The sequence below is a fragment of the Acinetobacter sp. 1424608 genome (assembly GCF_000588255.1).
Classification (GTDB): domain Bacteria; phylum Pseudomonadota; class Gammaproteobacteria; order Pseudomonadales; family Moraxellaceae; genus Acinetobacter; species Acinetobacter nosocomialis.
Genome location: NZ_JFXL01000003.1, coordinates 1 through 18,766, shown reverse-complemented (window position 1 = coordinate 18,766; position 18,766 = coordinate 1). Strand labels below are relative to the sequence as shown.

The window sequence follows — 18,766 nt, the reverse complement described above, 5'->3', positions numbered from 1 at the left end:
AATAAAAAAGCGCCTAATGAGAGGCGCTTTTTTATTTTTAAATAACCTTAATATGGCGGATTACCAATGCTCACCAGGGAAAAGACGTGCATAAGCTTTTTGTGCCCAATTTAGTTTCTCAGTCTTTTTACCTTTTGCTGCATCTGAACTTGGGAATAGACGGAAACCAATCGACATAAACATGTTGTTGATGCCAGGTGCTACCGAATACGTCATAGAAGCTAAACGGCCTAAGTTTGTGGCAATACGTTTCGGACGTTTCACAATCGCATAAGCAATTAAGTCCGCTGCTTGTTCAGGTGATAGAGTCGGTACATATTTATAAATTTTAGTTGGCGCAATCATAGGAGTACGCACTAAAGGCATATAAATTGAGGTGATTGCAATTTTATGTGCATGAACTTCGGCAGATAGACAACGGCTAAATGCATCAAGTGCAGCTTTAGAAGCGACATAAGCCGAGAAGCGTGTTGCGTTTGCCAATACACCAATCGAGCTAATATTAATAATTTGTCCGTCTTTACGTTGAATCATGTGCGGTAAAATATTAAGAACCAAACGCACAGCGCCAAAGTAGTTCAATTGCATGGTACGCTCAAAGTCGTGGAAACGGTCATAAGACTCATGAACAGCACGACGAATAGAACGACCAGCGTTATTAATTAAAATATCAATATGATCGACAGAAGCTAGAATCTCTTTAGAAACCTGATCAATCATTTCCATGTCGTTCAGATCACATGGGAAAATTGATGCCTGACCGCCACGGCTTTCAATATCTGCTTTGACTTCTTCTAATGTTTCTTGAGTACGGGCAACCAGTAAAACATGCGCACCAGCGTCAGCAAGTTTATTGGAAATCGTTAAACCGATTCCACTTGAGGCGCCTGTCACTAAAATGACTTTACCTTGTACCTTTTCCTGGAACAGAGCTTCTAATTTTTTATTCACAGCATTTTACCTAAGTAGGGGCAGGGGCTATTTATTCCGGTATGTAATTTTTATTTTTACAACCGTTGGTTCATCCTGATGAACTCCTAAATATTGCCCTATCTTAATAGATGTTTAAAAATTGTCTAGTGTGTAAATATATGAAATTTAACAATTTATTTAGAGTAAAAACTCTAAATTATTACCCTAATCCATCAATTATTTTTAATGGTTAAATGACTTAAAAAATAAAAAAGCCTCTATATTCCAGAGGCTTGATAGATGAGTTTAAAATTTATACAGATGAAAGTGCTTGTTCTAAATCGGCAATTAGGTCATCTACATGCTCAATACCAATAGATAGGCGAACCATATCTTCACTTACGCCGGCAGCTTTTAGTTCTTGTTCATTGAGCTGGCGGTGAGTTGTGGTTGCAGGGTGGCAAGCTAAACTTTTCGCATCGCCAATATTCACAAGACGGGTAAATAACTGTAATGCATCAATGAAGCGAGTACCGCCTTCACGGCCATCCTGAACGCCAAAAGATAAAATTGCAGAAGGTTTGCCTTTTACATATTTTTGCGCAAGTTGGTGTTGTGGATGATCTTTTAAGCCTGCGTAATTGACCCATTTTACTTTCGGATGGTTTTGCAAATATTCCGCAATTTTCTGAGCATTTTCAGTATGACGTTCAATGCGTAAGTTTAGAGTTTCGAGACCCTGTAAAATTAAGAAAACACTGAGCGGGCTAATAGCTGCGCCTGTATTGCGTAATGGCACAACGCGAGCTCGTGCAATATAAGCTGCCTCACCTAATGCTTCGACATAGTTCACACCATGATAGCTTGGGTCGGGTGTATTCAAAACTTTAAAACGTTCTGGATATTTACCCCAAGGAAATTTACCGCTATCGACGATTGCACCGCCAATACTATTACCATGACCACCAATATATTTAGTAAGCGAATGGATAACGATATCAGCCCCATATTGAAATGGTTTTAATAAAGCAGGGGTGGCAACCGTGTTATCGACAACGACAGGTACACCATATTCATGGGCGATTTTTGAAATTGCTTCTAAATCGATGATATTGCCGAGCGGGTTACCAATTGACTCGACAAAAACAAGCTTAGTTTTATCGTCTATTAAGTTACGTAAGCTTTCGGGTTTTTGATAATCGAAAAAGCGAACTTCGATTCCCTGTTTTGGCAGCGTATGGGCAAATAAGTTGTATGTACCGCCATATAAAGTTGAGACTGAAGCAATATTGTCTCCCGCCTCAGTAATGGTTTGGATGGCATAGGTAATTGCTGCCATTCCGGATGCTAAAGCTAGAGCACCAATGCCACCTTCGAGAGCAGCAAGGCGTTGCTCAAGCACAGCAGTGGTCGGGTTCATAATACGGGTATAAATATTGCCTTGAACTTTTAAGTCGAAAAGGTCTGCACCGTGTTGGGTATTATCAAATGCATATGAAGTTGTTTGATAAATTGGAACAGCTACTGCTTTTGTTGTTGCTTCAGGAGTGTAGCCTGCGTGAATGGCTAAGGTTTCGTCTCGGTATGTATTTGACATTGTTATCATCGAAGTGGTTAAAGAATAATCCAGATTTTTTAGCATACTCTTTATTCATGATTTAGATATTTTTATGTAAAGTTCAGCATTTTTAAGTATAAAAGAGCTTATTTTATTTTTTTCGAATCACTCAATTAAATTTACATGAAGTTGAGAGAACGCCACAAAAACTTACTGGCGGTCTGCCGTCTGCAAGAACACTATAAAAGTACAAGTAATTCAATTCATGATAAAAAAGCTGGAGAAGTGAACTAATGAGTACTCAAAAAGTATCTGATATTATCATTGAGGTGCTGGAACAAGCAGGTGTTCAACGTTGCTACGGTATTGTGGGTGACACCTTAAACCATGTCACTGACTCCATGTCTAAGAGTAAAATTGAATGGATTCATGTGCGCCACGAAGAGGTTGGTGGTTTTGCAGCCGGTACAGATGCTTTACTCAGTAGTCACTTGACGGCATGTGCAGGATCGTGTGGGCCAGGAAGCCTACACTTCATTAATGGTTTGTATGAATCGCATCGTAATCGTGCGCCTGTAATTTTGATTGCAAGCCAGATTTCTACCGAGATGGCAGGATTTGTCGACTTTCCACAATATGTCGATTTTAAATCGGTTTATGCAAAAAATTCGGTTTTTTGTGAAGAGATTACCCAACCTTCACAAGCCAGACATATTATGAGCATGGCGTGTCAGGCTGCGCTGACCAAACGTGGTGTCGCGGTGGTCATTGTTCCTGCCAATATCAGTGCAGCGTCAGCTGAGGCGGGTCTACCCTTTGTACCGCGCCAAACAGATCCCGATATTTTGCCGAATAAGTCCGAACTCAACCAGATTGTTCAGTTGATTTCACAGCATCAAAGAATTGGAATTTATGCGGGTGCTGGGTGTGAGGATGCGCATGACCAACTCGTGGCTTTTGCAGAGAAGTTAAAAGCTCCTGTAGCACATACTTCACGTGCTAAGGATTTTGTCGAATACGACAATCCATACAATATGGGCATGACGGGTATTTTTGGTAATAAAGCGGGTTATCACACCGTCATGGATTGCGATTTGCTGATTTTGCTAGGTACCGATTTTGCATGGGCACAGTATTATCCAAGTCATGCCAAAATCTTGCAAATTGATATTGATCCGACCCATTTGGGGCGTCGCCATCCGATTACATTAGGTGCCGTGGGTAAAATTTCATCTACACTCGATGCATTATTGCCACTGCTTGAAACACGTCATGAGCGTGATTTTCTAGATCATTGTCTTGCGTTGAAACATGAGAGCGATGAAATACGACGTAAAGAAGAGCGGGTAGGTAAAGATGGGCTGATTCATCCACAATATCTGGTGTCTTTACTCAACCGTTATGCAGATCAAGATGCAATTTTCTTCGGAGATGGTGGCTCACCGATGGTATGGGTATTAAGGCATATTGATGTAAATGGAAAACGTCGAACCTTTACCAGTTTGTTACATGGCACTATGGCCAATGCCATGCCGCAGGCACTTGGAGCCCAAAAAGCATTCCCGAACCGCCAGATCATTGCATTATGTGGAGATGGTGGCTTAGCCATGTTACTGGGAGATCTGCTCACCACAATTCAAGAAAAGCTGCCAATCAAGATTGTGGTATTTAATAATAGTTCGCTCAATTTTGTAGAGCTTGAACAAAAAGTGGAAGGTTTGCTCGACCATTATACTGACCTGCTCAATCCTGATTTCGGTCAGCTTGCTCGCGTAATTGGTTTGCATGGACAAACGATAACGCATGGTAACGGGTTAGAACAGGCAGTGGAAAGTTTTTTAAAACACGATGGTCCTGCTTTACTCGATGTGCATACCAATCCGATGGAGCTGGTAATGCCGCCAGATCCTAACCTGAATCAGGTTTCTTCAACCTCTCTCTATGCGATTAAAGCGTTAATGTCGGGTCGGGTAGATGATGTTAAAAATTTGTTAGTCAATAATTTTATTAAATAAATCTATGTAGAAGAACTCATCTTCAAGCAGTGTAATAAGCGAAAAATGCATGATTCAAAGTCATGCATTTTTTATATCAGGAAACAATTTTGACGTCATTTATCAGTTATAAAAAACGATTAAACTTAATCACGCCTTATTTTTTTGCTACGTTCAGCATATAATAGCTACTATTTTTCGCTCATTGCGATCTGTTGGTTTTTCAATTGAGGAGTCCTGCGTGGCCCAATATATTTATACGATGAACCGAGTGTCTAAGATGGTTCCGCCAAAGCGCGAAATCTTAAAAGACATCTCTTTATCATTTTTCCCGGGTGCCAAAATTGGTGTGCTCGGTTTGAACGGTGCGGGTAAATCTACCTTGCTTCGTATTATGGCTGGCGTAGATAAAGATTTCTCTGGTGAAGCTCGTGCACAACCTGGAATTAAAATCGGCTATTTAGAGCAAGAACCGCCGCTTGATCCAACTAAAGACGTTCGTGGTAACGTTGAAGATGGCGTACGTGAAGCTCTAGATGCTTTAGAACGTCTTGATCAGGTATTTGCAGAATATGCAGACCCAGATGCAGATTTTGATGCGCTTGCAAAAGAGCAGGAAAAATTAGAATCAATTATCCATGCTTGGGATGCACACAACTTAAATAACCAGCTTGAAATCGCGGCAGATGCCTTGAATCTTCCAGCATGGGATGCAGACGTAAGTAAGCTTTCAGGTGGTGAACGCCGTCGTGTAGCACTGTGCCGTTTATTGCTCTCTAAACCAGACATGTTACTTCTTGACGAACCGACGAACCATTTGGATGCAGAGTCTGTATCTTGGTTAGAGCGTTTCTTAAAAGACTTCCCTGGTACAATTGTTGCGATTACGCATGACCGTTATTTCCTTGATAACGTTGCCGAGTGGATCTTGGAGCTTGACCGTGGGCATGGTATTCCTTACCAAGGTAACTATACTTCTTGGTTGGAGCAAAAAAATGCTCGTTTAGAACAAGAGCAGAAACAAGAAGAATCTTTTGCTAAAGCATTGAAAAAAGAACTTGAATGGGTTCGTCAAAATGCGAAAGGTCAGCAAAAGAAAAACAAAGCGCGTATGGAGCGTTTTGAAGAACTTAACTCACGCGAATTCCAACAGCGTAACGAGACCTCTGAAATCTATATTCCACCTGGTCCACGTTTAGGGAACAAGGTTGTTGAAGTAGAGAACATCAGCAAATCATTTGGTGACCGTTTACTTTACGAAAATTTATCATTTACGGTACCACCAGCAGCGATTGTCGGTATTGTAGGTCCTAACGGTGCGGGTAAAACGACTTTATTCCGCATGATGACAGGCGAGCAAAAACCTGACACTGGTACTGTAACACTGGGTGATTCGGTTAAAGTTGCTTATGTTGGTCAGATTCGTGACACTTTAGATGATAACAAAACAGTTTGGGAAGAAGTTTCTGGCGGTTTAGATATCTTGAAAGTGGGCGATTATGAAATTGCATCACGTGCTTATATTGGTCGCTTTAACTTTAAAGGCCAAGATCAGCAAAAACGAGTAGGTGAATTGTCAGGTGGTGAGCGTAACCGTTTACAACTTGCAAAAATCTTACAGCAAGGTGCAAACGTTATCTTACTGGATGAGCCATCAAACGACTTGGACGTAGAAACTTTACGTGCACTGGAAGATGCAATTTTGGTATTCCCTGGTACGGTAATGGTTGTATCGCATGACCGTTGGTTCCTTGACCGTATTGCAACTCACATCTTGTCATTTGAAGATGAGCAACCAGAGTTCTATACAGGTAACTATACCGAGTTTGAAGCATATCGCCGTGCTAAGCTTGGTGATGATGCTCAACCACATCGTAAGAAATACAAAAAAATTGGTGGCTAATTACACCTAAATTGAAAAACCAGCCTAAGGGCTGGTTTTTTATTAGAAGGCAAGTTTACTGAAAGCTTCTTGTAAGCAACGTTCAGCGTCGGGATGACCTTGACTTGCTGCTTTGTTTAACCACTTTTCAGCTTCAGTGTAGTTTTTATCTAAACCAAATTGACCATTTAAATAGCCAATACCAAGTTTAAAAGAAGCGTCAGCATTACCTCTTAAAGCTGCACGGAGGTAACACCACATCGCATTGCGGTCGTTTGGGGTAATATCTAGCCAATTTTGCATACGTTCATGATCTTGTACGGCTAACTCTTCAAAGCGTAAGCCTTGTTCAATTTCATCCTCAGCTTGTGAATGCATATCGGCTGGTAAGTTTTCAAAGGCAAACAAGTGATTAAGCCCATGCTTGATTGTTTTCATATCCATGATAGTCTCCCCTTGTTCCTCAATCTGATTGAATTGACTCACACTTTTAAGCTAGTCCCTTATATTGAAATCTTATGTTTTATTTTGTAAATGTGATATAGCGCATTTGGATGAAAAATGATGAGGTTTTAGCTTACATAAAAGTTACAGATGTTTTTACGCTTAGCGAAATTTATAGGTAAACAAAGACTCTCTTGAGTAAATTTAAAACTAGAACATAATTTTTTTTGAAATGCGAAGAATTCAATAAAAGTTATCAATAACAAACAAAAGAAATTTTTTTAAACAAAACCAGCTTTAAAGCTGGTTTTGTATTTAAGTAAAAAGTTTTTATTTATTAAAATCGCCTCTTAAATCAGACCAAATTAATAACGGATAAATAGTTACCACATCAAAAGTCATCGCTAATGGATAGAGTACTTTGCGAGTAGCGCTTTTAAACGGGTGCTTCGTTGTTGTTTCAATTTTTTCTTGTAGTTCAACGGCATATGGTTTTTCTAATTTTTGCTGTATATCTTTTGGATTTTTAGCTTCATACAGTTGGCCTTTGAAAAAAATATTAATATATGGGTACTGATTTTTTTGTTGCTCAAGTACTGCATTAAAATTTTCTCTAAACCCCAATTTTTTTAACATATCTTTTTGTTTTTCGTTGAGATTTCCTAATTGGGTGTTATAGCGAACTTGGATTACACCATTGAAATGATTGGCATCTTCCATAGTGAGTATAAGAGGGGAAGGGATATTAAGTGTTCTGTCATTAGCACGTATAGTTTTAATAATCTTTAAAAATTCAGAACTACCATCAGTCATTAAGTAATTATAGTCTTGACCAACAAAGACAATACCTTGTTTTTGGTCATCTTTAACGGCTTTCCCGAGTGCAATAATCTGATCAGTTTTTAAAATATTTGTCTTAACTTCGGTTGTTTCGCTAGGAAGGGTATTGGACAACATTGTAGTTGCACAACCGCTTAAACCGAGGCAAGTTACTAATATAAAAGTAGTTAAAGTTTTATACATACATATTGCTCTAAAAAAATTCTTTTATGCAGAAAAATTTGGAAAATTTCTGAGTAAAAAAGTGAACCTATAATTAAATGTTTTGTAATTTTATTACATGGCGGGAGCCTGCTATAGTGGCTTTGTTCAACTTTTTAGTTTAATGGTGTGCTGTTGCCACGTTCTGCACTTTTCATGTCCGTCTTATTCTGTTTGCTTATATTCCAAAGTTTATGGAATGTGGCAGCGGCATTTTGCGCCCATGAAAATCAGGAAAAAGCATTGCATCATTTTGGACATCATGCTGCTTTGAGTTATGAATCTTCACAGCATAGCCATACTGAAAAGACTGAGGTTGAAGGGATTACGCATAAATCTCCCCTAAGCTTGTCCGATCATCATGACCATTTACCTTCATGTTTTCATGTTGTGATTGTAGAAGCACAAGAAAAAATTGTTTCACCGTTAATACAGTCATCTGAGCCAAAACAACAATATTATTGGTCTAATTCTTATAAGTCTCCTCATATTTCTAAACAAGACCCGCCTCCTGTTTTAACCCTGCTATAGGTGGGGTAGCCGAAAAATAACCCACCAGAAATATTATTTATTTCATAGGGTTAATTGTATGTGTAAACAAGGCACGGTAGTCCTTTATGTGGATTACTCATTTAGATATTCACGTCTTTATTCTAATCAAAAGGCAGAATATAAGTTTCCATCAAATTTTTCTGAAGAACAGAAATATCATCTAAACAAAACAGTTACCTTGTCTCTGAGTATTCACAGTAATGGGGGATTATGGAAATGAATATTTTATTTTCCCCCCGTGTTCGAACTGTGAGTTCCAGAGTTATTGGTTTTGTTTTGGCTATTATTCTCGCTTTAAGTTTTAGCAAATGGCATTTTCAGGCGGCATTTGTAGAACATATCTTATGGGTTTTTGGATGGCTATTTGTTGGTATCGGAGTAATGGGAAGAATATGGTGCAGTCTTTACATTTCCGGATTTAAAAATGCCAAGTTAGTGACTGACGGCCCATATTCTCTGTGTCGAAATCCTCTATATCTGTTTAGCTATTTGGGAGGACTCGGAATCATGTTGATTACTGAGACTTTCATTTTTCCCATATTATTCACGCTTTATTTCTTCTGTTATTACCATTATGTCATTAGTCAAGAAGAAGCTTTTTTAAGTGAAAAATATGGAACAGCATATACAGATTATGTAAAGACAATTCCCCGTTTTTTACCCAGTTTCCAGAATTTTAAAGAACCAGATTTTTATCAAGTCTCACCAAAGCATTTTCGTCTTTTTTTGACTCAAGTCGTTTGGTTTATCTGGATTGCTGCATTGGTCCAACTTTTTGATGAGCTGCGATCGCATGGTGTTCTTCCTTCATTATTTAGTTGGTTCTAGTAAAAAGTGAAATGTGCATGCTTTTCAAAGAATCGGAAGATTGTACTGAATTGATGAATCGAGGCATGCAAAAAATTATATGTATTTAAGGATTAACTCCTTAAATACATTCGGAATATTTAGATTAGGTGATTATGATGTTAATTAAATTAAATATAAAATCGGCTTTGATGGTTCTATTTCTTTCAATGAGTTTGGCTCATGCTGATGGAGGATTAATATTCCTCGAAAAGAATATTAAGTCTCAGCAAGAAACAAAAGCTAAAACAGAAAAAAGTAAGAATCCTCATTTAACATGTAAACGTAAATAATTTTTATTTTTGCAGAAAGCTAATTATTTAATAATTAGCTTTCTAGCTATAAAGATAAACATTTTTAATGGCTTATTTATCTTTAATCCAAGTTATTCGGTATTGTTTCTATGTTGGCATTCAGAGATGTAATTTTATTACATGCTATGAGCCTGCTATAGTGGCTTTGTTCAACTTTTTAGTTTAATGGTGTGCTGTTGCCACGTTCTGCACTTTTCATGTCCGTCTTATTCTGTTTGCTTATATTCCAAAGTTTATGGAATGTGGCAGCGGCATTTTGCGCCCATGAAAATCAGGAAAAAGCATTACATCATTTTGGACATCATGCTGCTTTGAGTTATGAATCTTCACAACATAGCCATACTGAAAAGACTGGGGTTGAAGGGACTACGCATAAGTCTCCCCTAAGCTTGTCCGATCATCATGACCATTTACCTTCATGTTTTCATGTTGTGATTGTAGAAGCACAAGAAAAAATTGTTTCACCGTTAATACAGTCATCTGAGCCAAAACAACAATATTATTGGTCTAATTCTTATAAGTCTCCTCATATTTCTAAACAAGCCCCGCCTCCTGTTTTAACCCTGCTATAGGTGGGGTAGCCGAAAAATAACCCACCAGAAATATTATTTATTTCATAGGGTTACTTTATGTCTATTTTTTTATACGAAAAACGTTTCGTTAGTCTGAGCTCATCTTGGATACTTAAATCATTAGTTGTTGCGGTTGCGCTTTCAACTAGTGTTGTAACAACTGCGGCTAATTCAAATCAAAATCTTGCTGAGAACACTCAAGCGCAGCGTATACAGAATGTTTTAACGTTTGAGCAAGTACTAGAGCAGGTTAAGCAATTTCAGACACAAACAGGAATTTGGCAAGCTCAACAAGATATCGCAGAGAGCAATATCAAACAGAGCCAGTTATGGGAAAATCCGACGGTTTCTGTACAGCAAACGGGTTTTAAATCTGGAAAAGATCAGGAACTAGAACTTGGTATATCGCAAAAACTAGATGTTTTTGGTGTACGTTCCGCAGCAAAAAAACTGGCAAGTGTCCAGCAAAATCAAGTTGAGTTAAATCAGGTTTTATATGAGGCTCAGCTAAAGCTTGCTGTCAAATATTTATGGTCACAAGTATCAATTTTAGAGCTTGAACATGAAGTTGCCAAAGCACAATTAAAAACGAGTAAGAACCTTTTAGATGCTACTCGTTTACGCTTTCAGGCCGGTAGTATTGCTCAGGTTGATTTAGACCGAACTTTAATGACGCATGTTGAAAACCAACGTTTATATCAGGAAGTTGAATTATCACTAAGTAGTGCCAAAAGAAAATTGGCGAACTTATGGGGTGAGACTGAAGATAACTTCACCTTACGTCCTGATATAAAAAGTGCGTGGCCTTTAAAAAATGAAGGTGACATCGATCAATACTTAAAACAGAATTTGTTAGAACAGTCCATGCGACTTCAAGCCATCCAACAAAATTCTGAAATTAATTATTTAAAAGCAAAAAATCGTCCAACACCTACCGTAAATATGGGCGTGGTTCGTAGCAAAACCGCAGAAACGAGCAGTACCGAAAATCAGATTCGAGTAGGTATTGCGGTTCCTTTAAACATTTTTAATCGCCAGCAATATGCCCTGAAAATTGCCCAAAGCAAACTTGATTTAATTGCCCAGCAGCAAAGTTTTTATAAAAAGCAAAGCCTAGATTCTATTCGTACTCTACAGTACGAGCTGGCTGGTTTGAAGCAACAATATAACTTGATGAATGAACAACAGATTCCTTTATCAGAGACGGTACAGGAGAAAATGTTGCTTGGCTTCAAAGTCGGTAAATTTGCAATTACTGATGTTCAGCAATCTACCCTGCAATTACAAGAACAAAGATTGAAGAAAGTTCAACTCCTTAAATCTGCTTGGCAAAAAGCAATTGAGGCTGAAAGTTTAGCTCTCGGGATCGATCCAAATATGGTGATGTCCGGAGATGCATTAAATCAAATTAATCAAAATTTATGGCAAGACACCTATAAGTTGCCAACAGTTGGAGGGGTAGAGTAATGTCAGTTAAAAAAATAAAAAACCAATGGGTTATTGCTCTTTCGCTGCTGATTGCTTGTCTTGCTTTAAGTGCTTGGTTATTTTTCTCAGGGAAAAAGCAGTCCACTACTGAAAAAAGTGAAGAAGGGCATGCAGAAGGTGAAGCGGGTCATGGAGAGACTGAAAAAGAGGAAGGAAGTTTAAATCTCACTTCCAAGCAACTGGTTGAATATGGTGTGAAGTTAGAGCAAGTAGGGCGCGGAGAAGTTGAGCAGAATCTCTCATACCCTGCCAAACTTGTTGTAAATACAGACCAGCAAGCACATGTCTCTTCAACATTTTCTGCCCGAGTGGATAGTGTAAATGTTGCGCTGGGACAACAAGTTGAAAAGGGACAGGCACTTGCGACTTTATTTGTACCAGATTTAGTCGATCAACAAGCTAACTTAAGCATGGCGCAAGAAGCGCTAACATTAGCTCAGCAAGATTATCAGCGTGAAAAACAATTGTGGGAGCAAGGTGTTTCAGCACGACAAGATTATCAGCGTGCTTACAATGCTTATCGTCAAGCGCAAATTCAGGTACAAGCTGCAAATAGCCGTTTAAGTGCCTTGGGAGCGACTCGCTCAAGTAAAGGTCGATATGTTTTAACTGCACCTTTAAGCGGTGTAATCAGCAGTAAAGATATTGTTATTGGTGAGCAAATTGGCCCTGAAAAACAGTTATTTGTTATTGATCGCCTAGATCAGCTATGGGTTGAGTTTGTATTGCCAAGTACAAATACCAATATTCAGCCTAATCAGGAAATTGAATTTAAATCGCTGCAAACGAACAATATTTTTAAAGCACAGGTACAAAGTTTAACGTCAGAAGCGGATAGTCAAACTGGTCGTTTACAGGTTCGTGCCAAGGTGCTGACACCTTCAAAAGAATTACGCCCTAATTTAATGGTCAATGTATTACTCAAACAAAATAATGCAGCGACTGTATTACGAATTAACAAGGCAGCGGTACAACAGATTGATGGAAAGAATGTAGTCTTTGTTGCAAAACAGGAGAAGGACAAAATTCATTTTGCTCCTGTTGCTGTAGAGTTAGGCAATTATTCTTCAGATGCACAATGGGTCGAAGTTAAATCCGGAATTACTGAAAAGCAGCAATATGTGACTCAAGGTAGTTTCTTGCTCAAGTCCGAACTTGAAAAAGGGGAGGCTGAGCATGGACATTAATAAACCTGATTTGCCAGCGGCTGAAGGTTTGTTTGATCGGATCATTCAGTTTTCAATTAATAACGCCATTTGGGTCATGATGTTTGTCATTGCTTGGATTGGTGTCGGAATTTATAGCTACCAGAAACTTTCAATTGATGCCGTGCCAGATATCACCAACGTACAGGTACAAATCAATAGTCAGGCTAATGGTTTTACAGCACCGGAAGTTGAGCAAAGGATTACTTATCCGATTGAAAATGCCATGTCCGGCATTCCAAATCTGGAACAGACTCGTTCAATTTCCAGATATGGTCTTTCTCAGGTCACGATTATCTTTAAGGATGGTACTGACATTTACTGGGCAAGACAGTTAATTAATCAACGTTTACAAGAAGCTAAGAGTGCTTTACCCGATAGTATTGATCCACAAATGTCTCCAATTTCAACTGGACTTGGTGAGATTTATCAATGGGTGGTAAAAGCGGAACCTAATGCTAAAAAAGCAGATGGTTCAGCCTATAGCGCAATGGATCTGCGTGAAATTCAAGACTGGATTATTCGGCCCCAGTTACAACGTGTACAAGGGGTAGCCGAGGTTAATAGCATTGGTGGATACAACAAAACTTATGTGGTTTCACCAGATCTAACGCGGTTACAACAGTTGCAGATTCCTCTCACCGATTTACAAGATGCGCTTCAAAATAACAATGAAAACCGCGGTGCCGGATTTATTGAAGAGAATGGTCAGCAACTCACAGTTCGTGTTCCGGGTATGCTGACGTCGATACAAGATATCCAGAACGTTACGGTCGCCACGAAAAACGGTTTGCCTATACGTGTTGCTGATGTGGCCTCAGTATCGATTGGTCATGATTTGCGTACTGGTGGTGCTACCTATAATGGACAGGAAACTGTTTTAGGTATCGCCATGATGATGATGGGTGAAAACAGTAAAACCATTGCCAAAGCGATTGATCAAAAAGTTCAGGAAATCCAAAGATCACTCCCTCAGGGTGTGGTGATTGAAACAGTCTATGATCGTAGTAGCCTCGTAGATAAAGCAATTAAAACAGTAGCTAAAAATTTGATTGAAGGAGCGATTTTAGTCATCGTTATCCTGTTCATCTTTTTAGGAAACTTTCGTGCCGCTTTAATTACTGCTTGTATTATTCCATTGGCAATGCTTTTTACCTTAACGGGCATGGCAGAACAAAAAATCAGTGCCAACCTGATGAGTTTGGGAGCTTTAGACTTCGGGATCATTGTCGATGGAGCAGTTGTTATTGTTGAAAACTGTATTCGGCGTTTAGCTGAAGCGCAGCATTTAAAAGGTCGCTTACTAACACGTTCAGAACGCTTTACAGAGGTCTTTCTAGCCGCTAAACAAGCACGACGTCCATTAATATTTGGTCAGATCATCATTATGGTCGTGTACTTACCAATTTTTGCTTTAGCAGGCGTAGAAGCAAAAATGTTCCATCCTATGGCAATGACCGTCGTTTTAGCGTTATTGGGAGCAATTATTTTATCTGTGACCTTTGTGCCGGCAGCTGTTGCTTTGTTTGTTACGGGTGAGGTGAAGGAAAAAGAAAGCCGCTGGATGATGACCTTGAAAAAAGGTTATGCAGGCTTACTCGATAAGGCTTATGCCTTCCGATATGTTGTTGTCACAGCAGCGGTTAGCATCTTGATTTTGACAAGTGCAATTGCAACACGAGTGGGTAGTGAGTTCGCACCTCAGTTAAGTGAAGGTGATTTTGCACTGCAACTCATGCGTGCACCGAGCACTGGCATAGAAGAGTCGCTTAAGATTCAGGAGAATGTGGAAAAGCAGTTATTGAAAGCTTTTCCCGAAATTAAAGCCATTTTTGCAAGAACAGGAACAGCCGAGGTTGCTACAGATGTCATGCCTCCTAATATTTCCGATGGTATTGTTTTATTAAAACCACACGATCAATGGCCAAACCCTAAAGAAACGATAGATGAACTGCGTGCCAGAATGCTGCAGTTCGTGAACCAGATTCCTGGTAATAACAGTGAATTTTCACAACCGATTGAACTACGTTTTAATGAGCTTATTTCAGGTGTACGTAGTGATATTGGGGTGAAAATTTTTGGGGACGATATGCAGGTTCTCAATCAGGAAGCGGAAAAAATAGCTCAACAGCTACGTAGCATTCCGGGTGCCAGTGAAGTCAAAGTTGAACAGACTGACGGTTTGCCATTACTAAATGTAGATGTTGATCATGCATTGGCTGCCCAATACGGTCTATCAGTCAAATCTATTCAGGATATTGTGGCTGCCAGTATTGGAGGGCAGAGTGTAGGGCAAATTTTACAGGGAGATAGACGTTTCGATTTTGTGATTCGTTTGCAGGAAAACATGCGTACGCCTCAGCAGTTAGCTCAGTTACCGATTCGCTTACCAAATGGTGGTCTGATTCAGTTACAAGACGTCGCTAAGGTTGAGAATATTCTAGGCCTTGCTCAAGTAAGTCGTGAAAATGGTAAGCGCCGTGTCATTGTGACAGCAAATGTGCGTGACCGTGATCTTGGGTCTTTTGTACAAGAGATGCAAGGCAAACTGGCACAGCAAAAGCTACCTAGCGGTTACTGGTTAGGCTATGGAGGACAGTTTGAAAATCTTGCTTCTGCTACAGCAAGAATGCAAATCGTCGTGCCGATGGCGCTCATCATGATCTTTGTGTTGCTCATGGCTGTATTCAGTAATTTTAAAGACAGCTTACTGGTATTTAGTGGAGTTCCTTTCGCTTTATCTGGTGGATTAGTGGCTTTATGGCTGAGAGATATACCACTTTCGATGTCTGCTGGGGTCGGTTTTATCGCTTTATCGGGTGTTGCAGTATTAAATGGTTTGGTCATGCTCACGTTTATTAAAGAGCTGAGAACAACTTTAGATGTTCATGCGGCAACCTGGAAAGGAGCGGTATTACGATTACGTCCAGTATTAATGACAGCATTTGTTGCTTCACTTGGTTTTATTCCGATGGCTTTGGCAACAGGAACTGGAGCCGAAGTGCAACGACCTTTGGCAACGGTCGTAATCGGTGGCATTATTTCATCTACGATATTAACTTTGGTTTTATTGCCGGTCATTTATCGATGGATGAATGAAAGCAAAGCGAAAAGCGCTGAGCATTCATAATGTCATCGTTTTGAGATATCTTTTTTGATGACAGCGTCAATTCAAAAAAGTGTTTGAAAGAGGTAAAGATAGTGATGTTTCCATCGTTATCTTTACCTCACCATAAAGATAAATAATAAGGAGTCCGCAAAATGGGTGGACAACATGGTCATGATCATAGTCATGCTGTAGTGACTGAAGGTAATGCTAAGAAATTAATGATTGCTTTAGCACTGACTTCAACATTTTTAATTGTTGAGGTCGTTGCTGGATTAATTACACAAAGTTTGGCCTTACTCTCCGACGCTGCGCATATGTTTACCGATGCCGCTGCTCTGGCAATTGCTCTGATTGCAATTCAGATTGCGAAGCGTCCAGCCGATAATAAACGTACTTTTGGTTATCAGCGCTTTGAAATTTTGGCTGCATTATTTAATGCGCTCATGCTTTTCGTAGTGGCAATTTATATTTTATATGAAGCTTATATTCGCTTCTCTAAGCCGCCTGAAATTCAAAGTGTGGGCATGCTCATTGTGGCAACCATTGGTTTGGTGATTAACCTTATCTCAATGAAAATCCTCATGTCGAGTGCCAATAACAGCTTAAACGTGAAAGGTGCTTATTTAGAGGTGTTGAGTGATGCACTAGGCTCGGTTGGCGTTATTATTGGTGCAGTTGTGATTTACTTCACCAACTGGTACTGGGTCGATACGATTATTGCGGTATTGATTGGTTTTTGGGTATTACCAAGAACTTGGGTTTTACTGAAACAAAGTATTAATATTTTGCTCGAAGGCGTACCTGAAGAAGTCGATATCGAAAAGTTACGTGCAGATTTATTATCTTTAAATGGTGTTGAAAGTATTCACCAACTCAAGGTATGGGCGATTACTTCTAAAAACATTCATTTAACTGTGCACTTATTTGCGCCTGAAGCTGACCGTACTAAGCTCTATCAAGATGCTGTTGAAATGCTTTCTCATGAGCATGGTATTGGCGAAGTGACATTGCAAATTGAAGATGATGCCGAGATCAATTGTCAGCATATCGCTCAACATGCTTCACATGAACATGATGAGACTGATAAAGAACATTCACATCAGCACTAAGCTGATGTGAATACTTTTTTTAAATTTCCCATTCGTGATTGCAGTCACGACATTTCCAATGTTTTTGTGACTGCATAAATGCTTGCATAGACAATTTAAAGTCCGGCAAATCACGCCAGAACATAAACCCCGCCCCTAGAGTCACAACAAAAACAACGACCGTTGCAATTTGTAGAGAAGTGCCTGCACCATTGCCAAAAATCCACATAAAAATACTAATTACAACCAAGAGTAATAGTACAAAAATGGCAGGAACTAAAATCACTAAGCTCTTAGGCACAACAGGTTTGGCACTGTTAACACCTTGGCTTACTGGCATAATTTTAACACTTTGACATTGAGGGCAACGATATTGCATGACAGCTCCACATTAAATTTGAATCTATTCTAACGGAAATGCAAAGAAAGGAAAAAAATTGTAGGGCTTTTAAAAAGTGATATAAAAGTTAGATATAAAAATACTTTTTTGAAACAAGCATATATGAAAAAATGATGATTTATGCGTACACATAAAAGTTAAAATAGTACCGTAGAGCATGCTAATCTAGATAAAAACCAAGTGTGTTCAACACTGGAAATGAGCTGAAAAGCTGATTAATGGGATGCGAAAGAAATATAAAAAGGAGAGGGACTTGGGTCAAGAAGATGACAATAAGTCGGAGCCTATAACGACATCAACAGTTTCAGGGAACCCTGACCCTATAAAACTGTCATTCTCACGCCGTTTGCTGCATAAGACCTTGCAACATGCTCATGATGCCGTCGGATTTGCTAGTGATACGACACGTAATCTTGCAGAGGTTGCAGATGCAGCCTTAGATGCTTTAGACCATGTAACAACTCATACAAAGCGTGGAGTCGTTGGCATGACCAATCTGGCAGCAGGAACTGTTAGAGATATGGTCTCTGAAACCAGTGAAACTGCGCGTCAGGTTGCCTTAATTATGGCCCGTACTTTTCTAGGTAAGAGTACGCTGAATTTATATTTGCCTGAAATGCTGTTAAATAGCCAAATTCGTAAACGTATAGATCGTTCAGAAATTGATGATATTAAAGTTCAATGTGGCAATGATCGGTTTCAGGTTGAAATCGATGGGCACTATCACCGTTTCCTATATCGGCTGAGTTTAGATTTTCGGGTATTGGAATGCCGTATTGGGCAAGAAAAATTCTTACGTTTACGTCAAATGGATGAAAGCCTAGTTGTACAAATTCGACATGGTGGAACATTGTCGAATTGGGCAGTCCGTCGTATCGGCCGAGTAGGTTTCGAAGTCATTAACATGCTGCCTATACCATCACTGATTAATCATTTGATTCGTGATATTCCGGGTATTCAACGTGATGGTCACCGTATGTGGTTTATTGACCTTGAACAGGCAGGCTTTATTGATTTCATTAACAACCGTTCATGGATGGTAGAAAAACTTTTAAGCTTGACAGACTTTAGTATTTTACCGGGACTCAATATTTTGAGGGAAAGCCGGGAGCTTGTGCAGCAACTGGTAGATCAATTCGAAATAAAAGGACTACGGGTTCAATCAGGTCGTCTTGAAGTCCAAGTTGGAATTGCGAATTAAATTACATAAATGAGAAGCTGATTGATGATCAGCTTTTTTATTGCGTAGATAAGAAAAAAACCACTGTCTTCATGCAGTGGCTTTTTAGAATTTGGCGTCCCTACGGGGATTCGAACCCCGGTTACCGCCGTGAAAGGGCGATGTCCTAGGCCTCTAGACG

16 protein-coding genes are annotated in these 18,766 nt (G+C 39.4%); 11 read left to right on the top strand and 5 right to left on the bottom strand.

Going from position 1 to position 18,766, the window contains the following annotated elements; translation table 11 throughout:
* Positions 1-60: 60 nt before the first annotated feature.
* Entirely contained in the window at positions 61-951 is an 891-nt protein-coding gene (locus tag J678_RS08200) for an SDR family NAD(P)-dependent oxidoreductase (protein ID WP_004711613.1), read from the bottom strand.
* Positions 952-1,225: 274 nt separating this feature from the next.
* Positions 1,226-2,509: an O-acetylhomoserine aminocarboxypropyltransferase/cysteine synthase family protein gene (locus tag J678_RS08195; RefSeq protein ID WP_002052213.1), complete on the bottom strand. Its 1,284-nt coding sequence runs from the start codon at positions 2,507-2,509 to the stop codon at positions 1,226-1,228.
* Positions 2,510-2,763: 254 nt separating this feature from the next.
* On the opposite strand from J678_RS08195, the gene J678_RS08190 reads away from it, so the two are divergent.
* Positions 2,764-4,485: a thiamine pyrophosphate-dependent enzyme gene (locus J678_RS08190; protein WP_031955668.1), complete on the top strand. Its 1,722-nt coding sequence runs from the start codon at positions 2,764-2,766 to the stop codon at positions 4,483-4,485.
* 220 nt (positions 4,486-4,705) lie between these two features.
* Entirely contained in the window at positions 4,706-6,367 is a 1,662-nt protein-coding gene (gene ettA / locus J678_RS08185) for an energy-dependent translational throttle protein EttA (protein WP_002052196.1), read from the top strand.
* 42 nt (positions 6,368-6,409) lie between these two features.
* Here the strand turns inward: ettA and J678_RS08180 are convergent, their stop codons facing one another.
* Together J678_RS08180 and J678_RS08175 are read right to left on the bottom strand one after the other, a co-directional pair.
* Complete coding sequence (locus J678_RS08180) at positions 6,410-6,790, bottom strand: tetratricopeptide repeat protein (RefSeq protein ID WP_004711619.1); 381 nt, start codon at positions 6,788-6,790, stop codon at positions 6,410-6,412.
* 330 nt (positions 6,791-7,120) lie between these two features.
* Positions 7,121-7,813, bottom strand: coding sequence for a hypothetical protein (locus J678_RS08175; protein ID WP_032027244.1), 693 nt, complete (start codon positions 7,811-7,813; stop codon positions 7,121-7,123).
* Between the two features lie 153 nt (positions 7,814-7,966).
* Between J678_RS08175 and J678_RS08170 the strand changes: the two genes are divergently transcribed.
* The 8 genes from J678_RS08170 (at position 7,967) to J678_RS08140 (ending at position 17,026) form a co-directional block, all read left to right on the top strand.
* Positions 7,967-8,362: a cation efflux protein, CzcI-like gene (locus J678_RS08170; RefSeq protein ID WP_002050593.1), complete on the top strand. Its 396-nt coding sequence runs from the start codon at positions 7,967-7,969 to the stop codon at positions 8,360-8,362.
* A 231-nt stretch (positions 8,363-8,593) separates the two neighbouring features.
* Positions 8,594-9,211 (top strand): methyltransferase family protein, encoded by a 618-nt coding sequence (locus J678_RS08165; RefSeq protein WP_025467861.1) that lies wholly within the window; start codon positions 8,594-8,596, stop codon positions 9,209-9,211.
* A gap of 137 nt (positions 9,212-9,348) precedes the next feature.
* Positions 9,349-9,522, top strand: a complete 174-nt coding sequence (locus tag J678_RS22920; RefSeq protein ID WP_185133779.1) for a hypothetical protein — start codon at positions 9,349-9,351, stop codon at positions 9,520-9,522.
* A 197-nt stretch (positions 9,523-9,719) separates the two neighbouring features.
* Positions 9,720-10,115 carry a cation efflux protein, CzcI-like gene (locus tag J678_RS08160; RefSeq protein WP_416201961.1) on the top strand — a complete coding sequence of 132 codons (396 nt, stop codon included), beginning with the start codon at positions 9,720-9,722 and terminating at the stop codon, positions 10,113-10,115.
* Between the two features lie 57 nt (positions 10,116-10,172).
* Positions 10,173-11,582 carry a TolC family protein gene (locus J678_RS08155; RefSeq protein ID WP_031956516.1) on the top strand — a complete coding sequence of 470 codons (1,410 nt, stop codon included), beginning with the start codon at positions 10,173-10,175 and terminating at the stop codon, positions 11,580-11,582.
* Complete coding sequence (locus J678_RS08150; RefSeq protein ID WP_031956514.1) at positions 11,582-12,790, top strand: efflux RND transporter periplasmic adaptor subunit; 1,209 nt, start codon at positions 11,582-11,584, stop codon at positions 12,788-12,790. Before J678_RS08155 ends, J678_RS08150 begins: the two co-directional genes overlap by 1 nt.
* Positions 12,780-15,938 carry an efflux RND transporter permease subunit gene (locus tag J678_RS08145; protein ID WP_031956513.1) on the top strand — a complete coding sequence of 1,053 codons (3,159 nt, stop codon included), beginning with the start codon at positions 12,780-12,782 and terminating at the stop codon, positions 15,936-15,938. The genes J678_RS08150 and J678_RS08145 overlap by 11 nt, the downstream gene beginning before the upstream one ends.
* A gap of 131 nt (positions 15,939-16,069) precedes the next feature.
* A complete protein-coding gene (locus tag J678_RS08140; RefSeq protein WP_002051646.1) occupies positions 16,070-17,026 on the top strand; it encodes a cation diffusion facilitator family transporter in 957 nt (318 codons plus the stop codon).
* Between the two features lie 19 nt (positions 17,027-17,045).
* Here the strand turns inward: J678_RS08140 and J678_RS08135 are convergent, their stop codons facing one another.
* The gene (locus tag J678_RS08135) at positions 17,046-17,384 is read right to left on the bottom strand and encodes a membrane protein (RefSeq protein ID WP_002051673.1); all 339 of its coding nucleotides are present in this window, start codon (positions 17,382-17,384) and stop codon (positions 17,046-17,048) included.
* Positions 17,385-17,658: 274 nt separating this feature from the next.
* Between J678_RS08135 and J678_RS08130 the strand changes: the two genes are divergently transcribed.
* The gene (locus tag J678_RS08130; protein ID WP_031956512.1) at positions 17,659-18,606 is read left to right on the top strand and encodes a hypothetical protein; all 948 of its coding nucleotides are present in this window, start codon (positions 17,659-17,661) and stop codon (positions 18,604-18,606) included.
* Positions 18,607-18,766 lie beyond the last annotated feature (160 nt).

Bases quoted from the DNA above. Each gene is read 5' to 3' on its own strand.
- J678_RS08195 (WP_002052213.1), bottom strand. From the start codon at position 2,509: ATGTCAAATACATACCGAGACGAAACCTTAGCCATTCACGCAGGCTAC.
- J678_RS08190 (WP_031955668.1), top strand. From the start codon at position 2,764: ATGAGTACTCAAAAAGTATCTGATATTATCATTGAGGTGCTGGAACAA.
- J678_RS08180 (WP_004711619.1), bottom strand. From the start codon at position 6,790: ATGGATATGAAAACAATCAAGCATGGGCTTAATCACTTGTTTGCCTTT.
- J678_RS08175 (WP_032027244.1), bottom strand. From the start codon at position 7,813: ATGTATAAAACTTTAACTACTTTTATATTAGTAACTTGCCTCGGTTTA.
- J678_RS08165 (WP_025467861.1), top strand. From the start codon at position 8,594: ATGGAAATGAATATTTTATTTTCCCCCCGTGTTCGAACTGTGAGTTCC.
- J678_RS22920 (WP_185133779.1), top strand. From the start codon at position 9,349: ATGTTAATTAAATTAAATATAAAATCGGCTTTGATGGTTCTATTTCTT.
- J678_RS08155 (WP_031956516.1), top strand. From the start codon at position 10,173: ATGTCTATTTTTTTATACGAAAAACGTTTCGTTAGTCTGAGCTCATCT.
- J678_RS08150 (WP_031956514.1), top strand. From the start codon at position 11,582: ATGTCAGTTAAAAAAATAAAAAACCAATGGGTTATTGCTCTTTCGCTG.
- J678_RS08145 (WP_031956513.1), top strand. From the start codon at position 12,780: ATGGACATTAATAAACCTGATTTGCCAGCGGCTGAAGGTTTGTTTGAT.
- J678_RS08140 (WP_002051646.1), top strand. From the start codon at position 16,070: ATGGGTGGACAACATGGTCATGATCATAGTCATGCTGTAGTGACTGAA.
- J678_RS08135 (WP_002051673.1), bottom strand. From the start codon at position 17,384: ATGCAATATCGTTGCCCTCAATGTCAAAGTGTTAAAATTATGCCAGTA.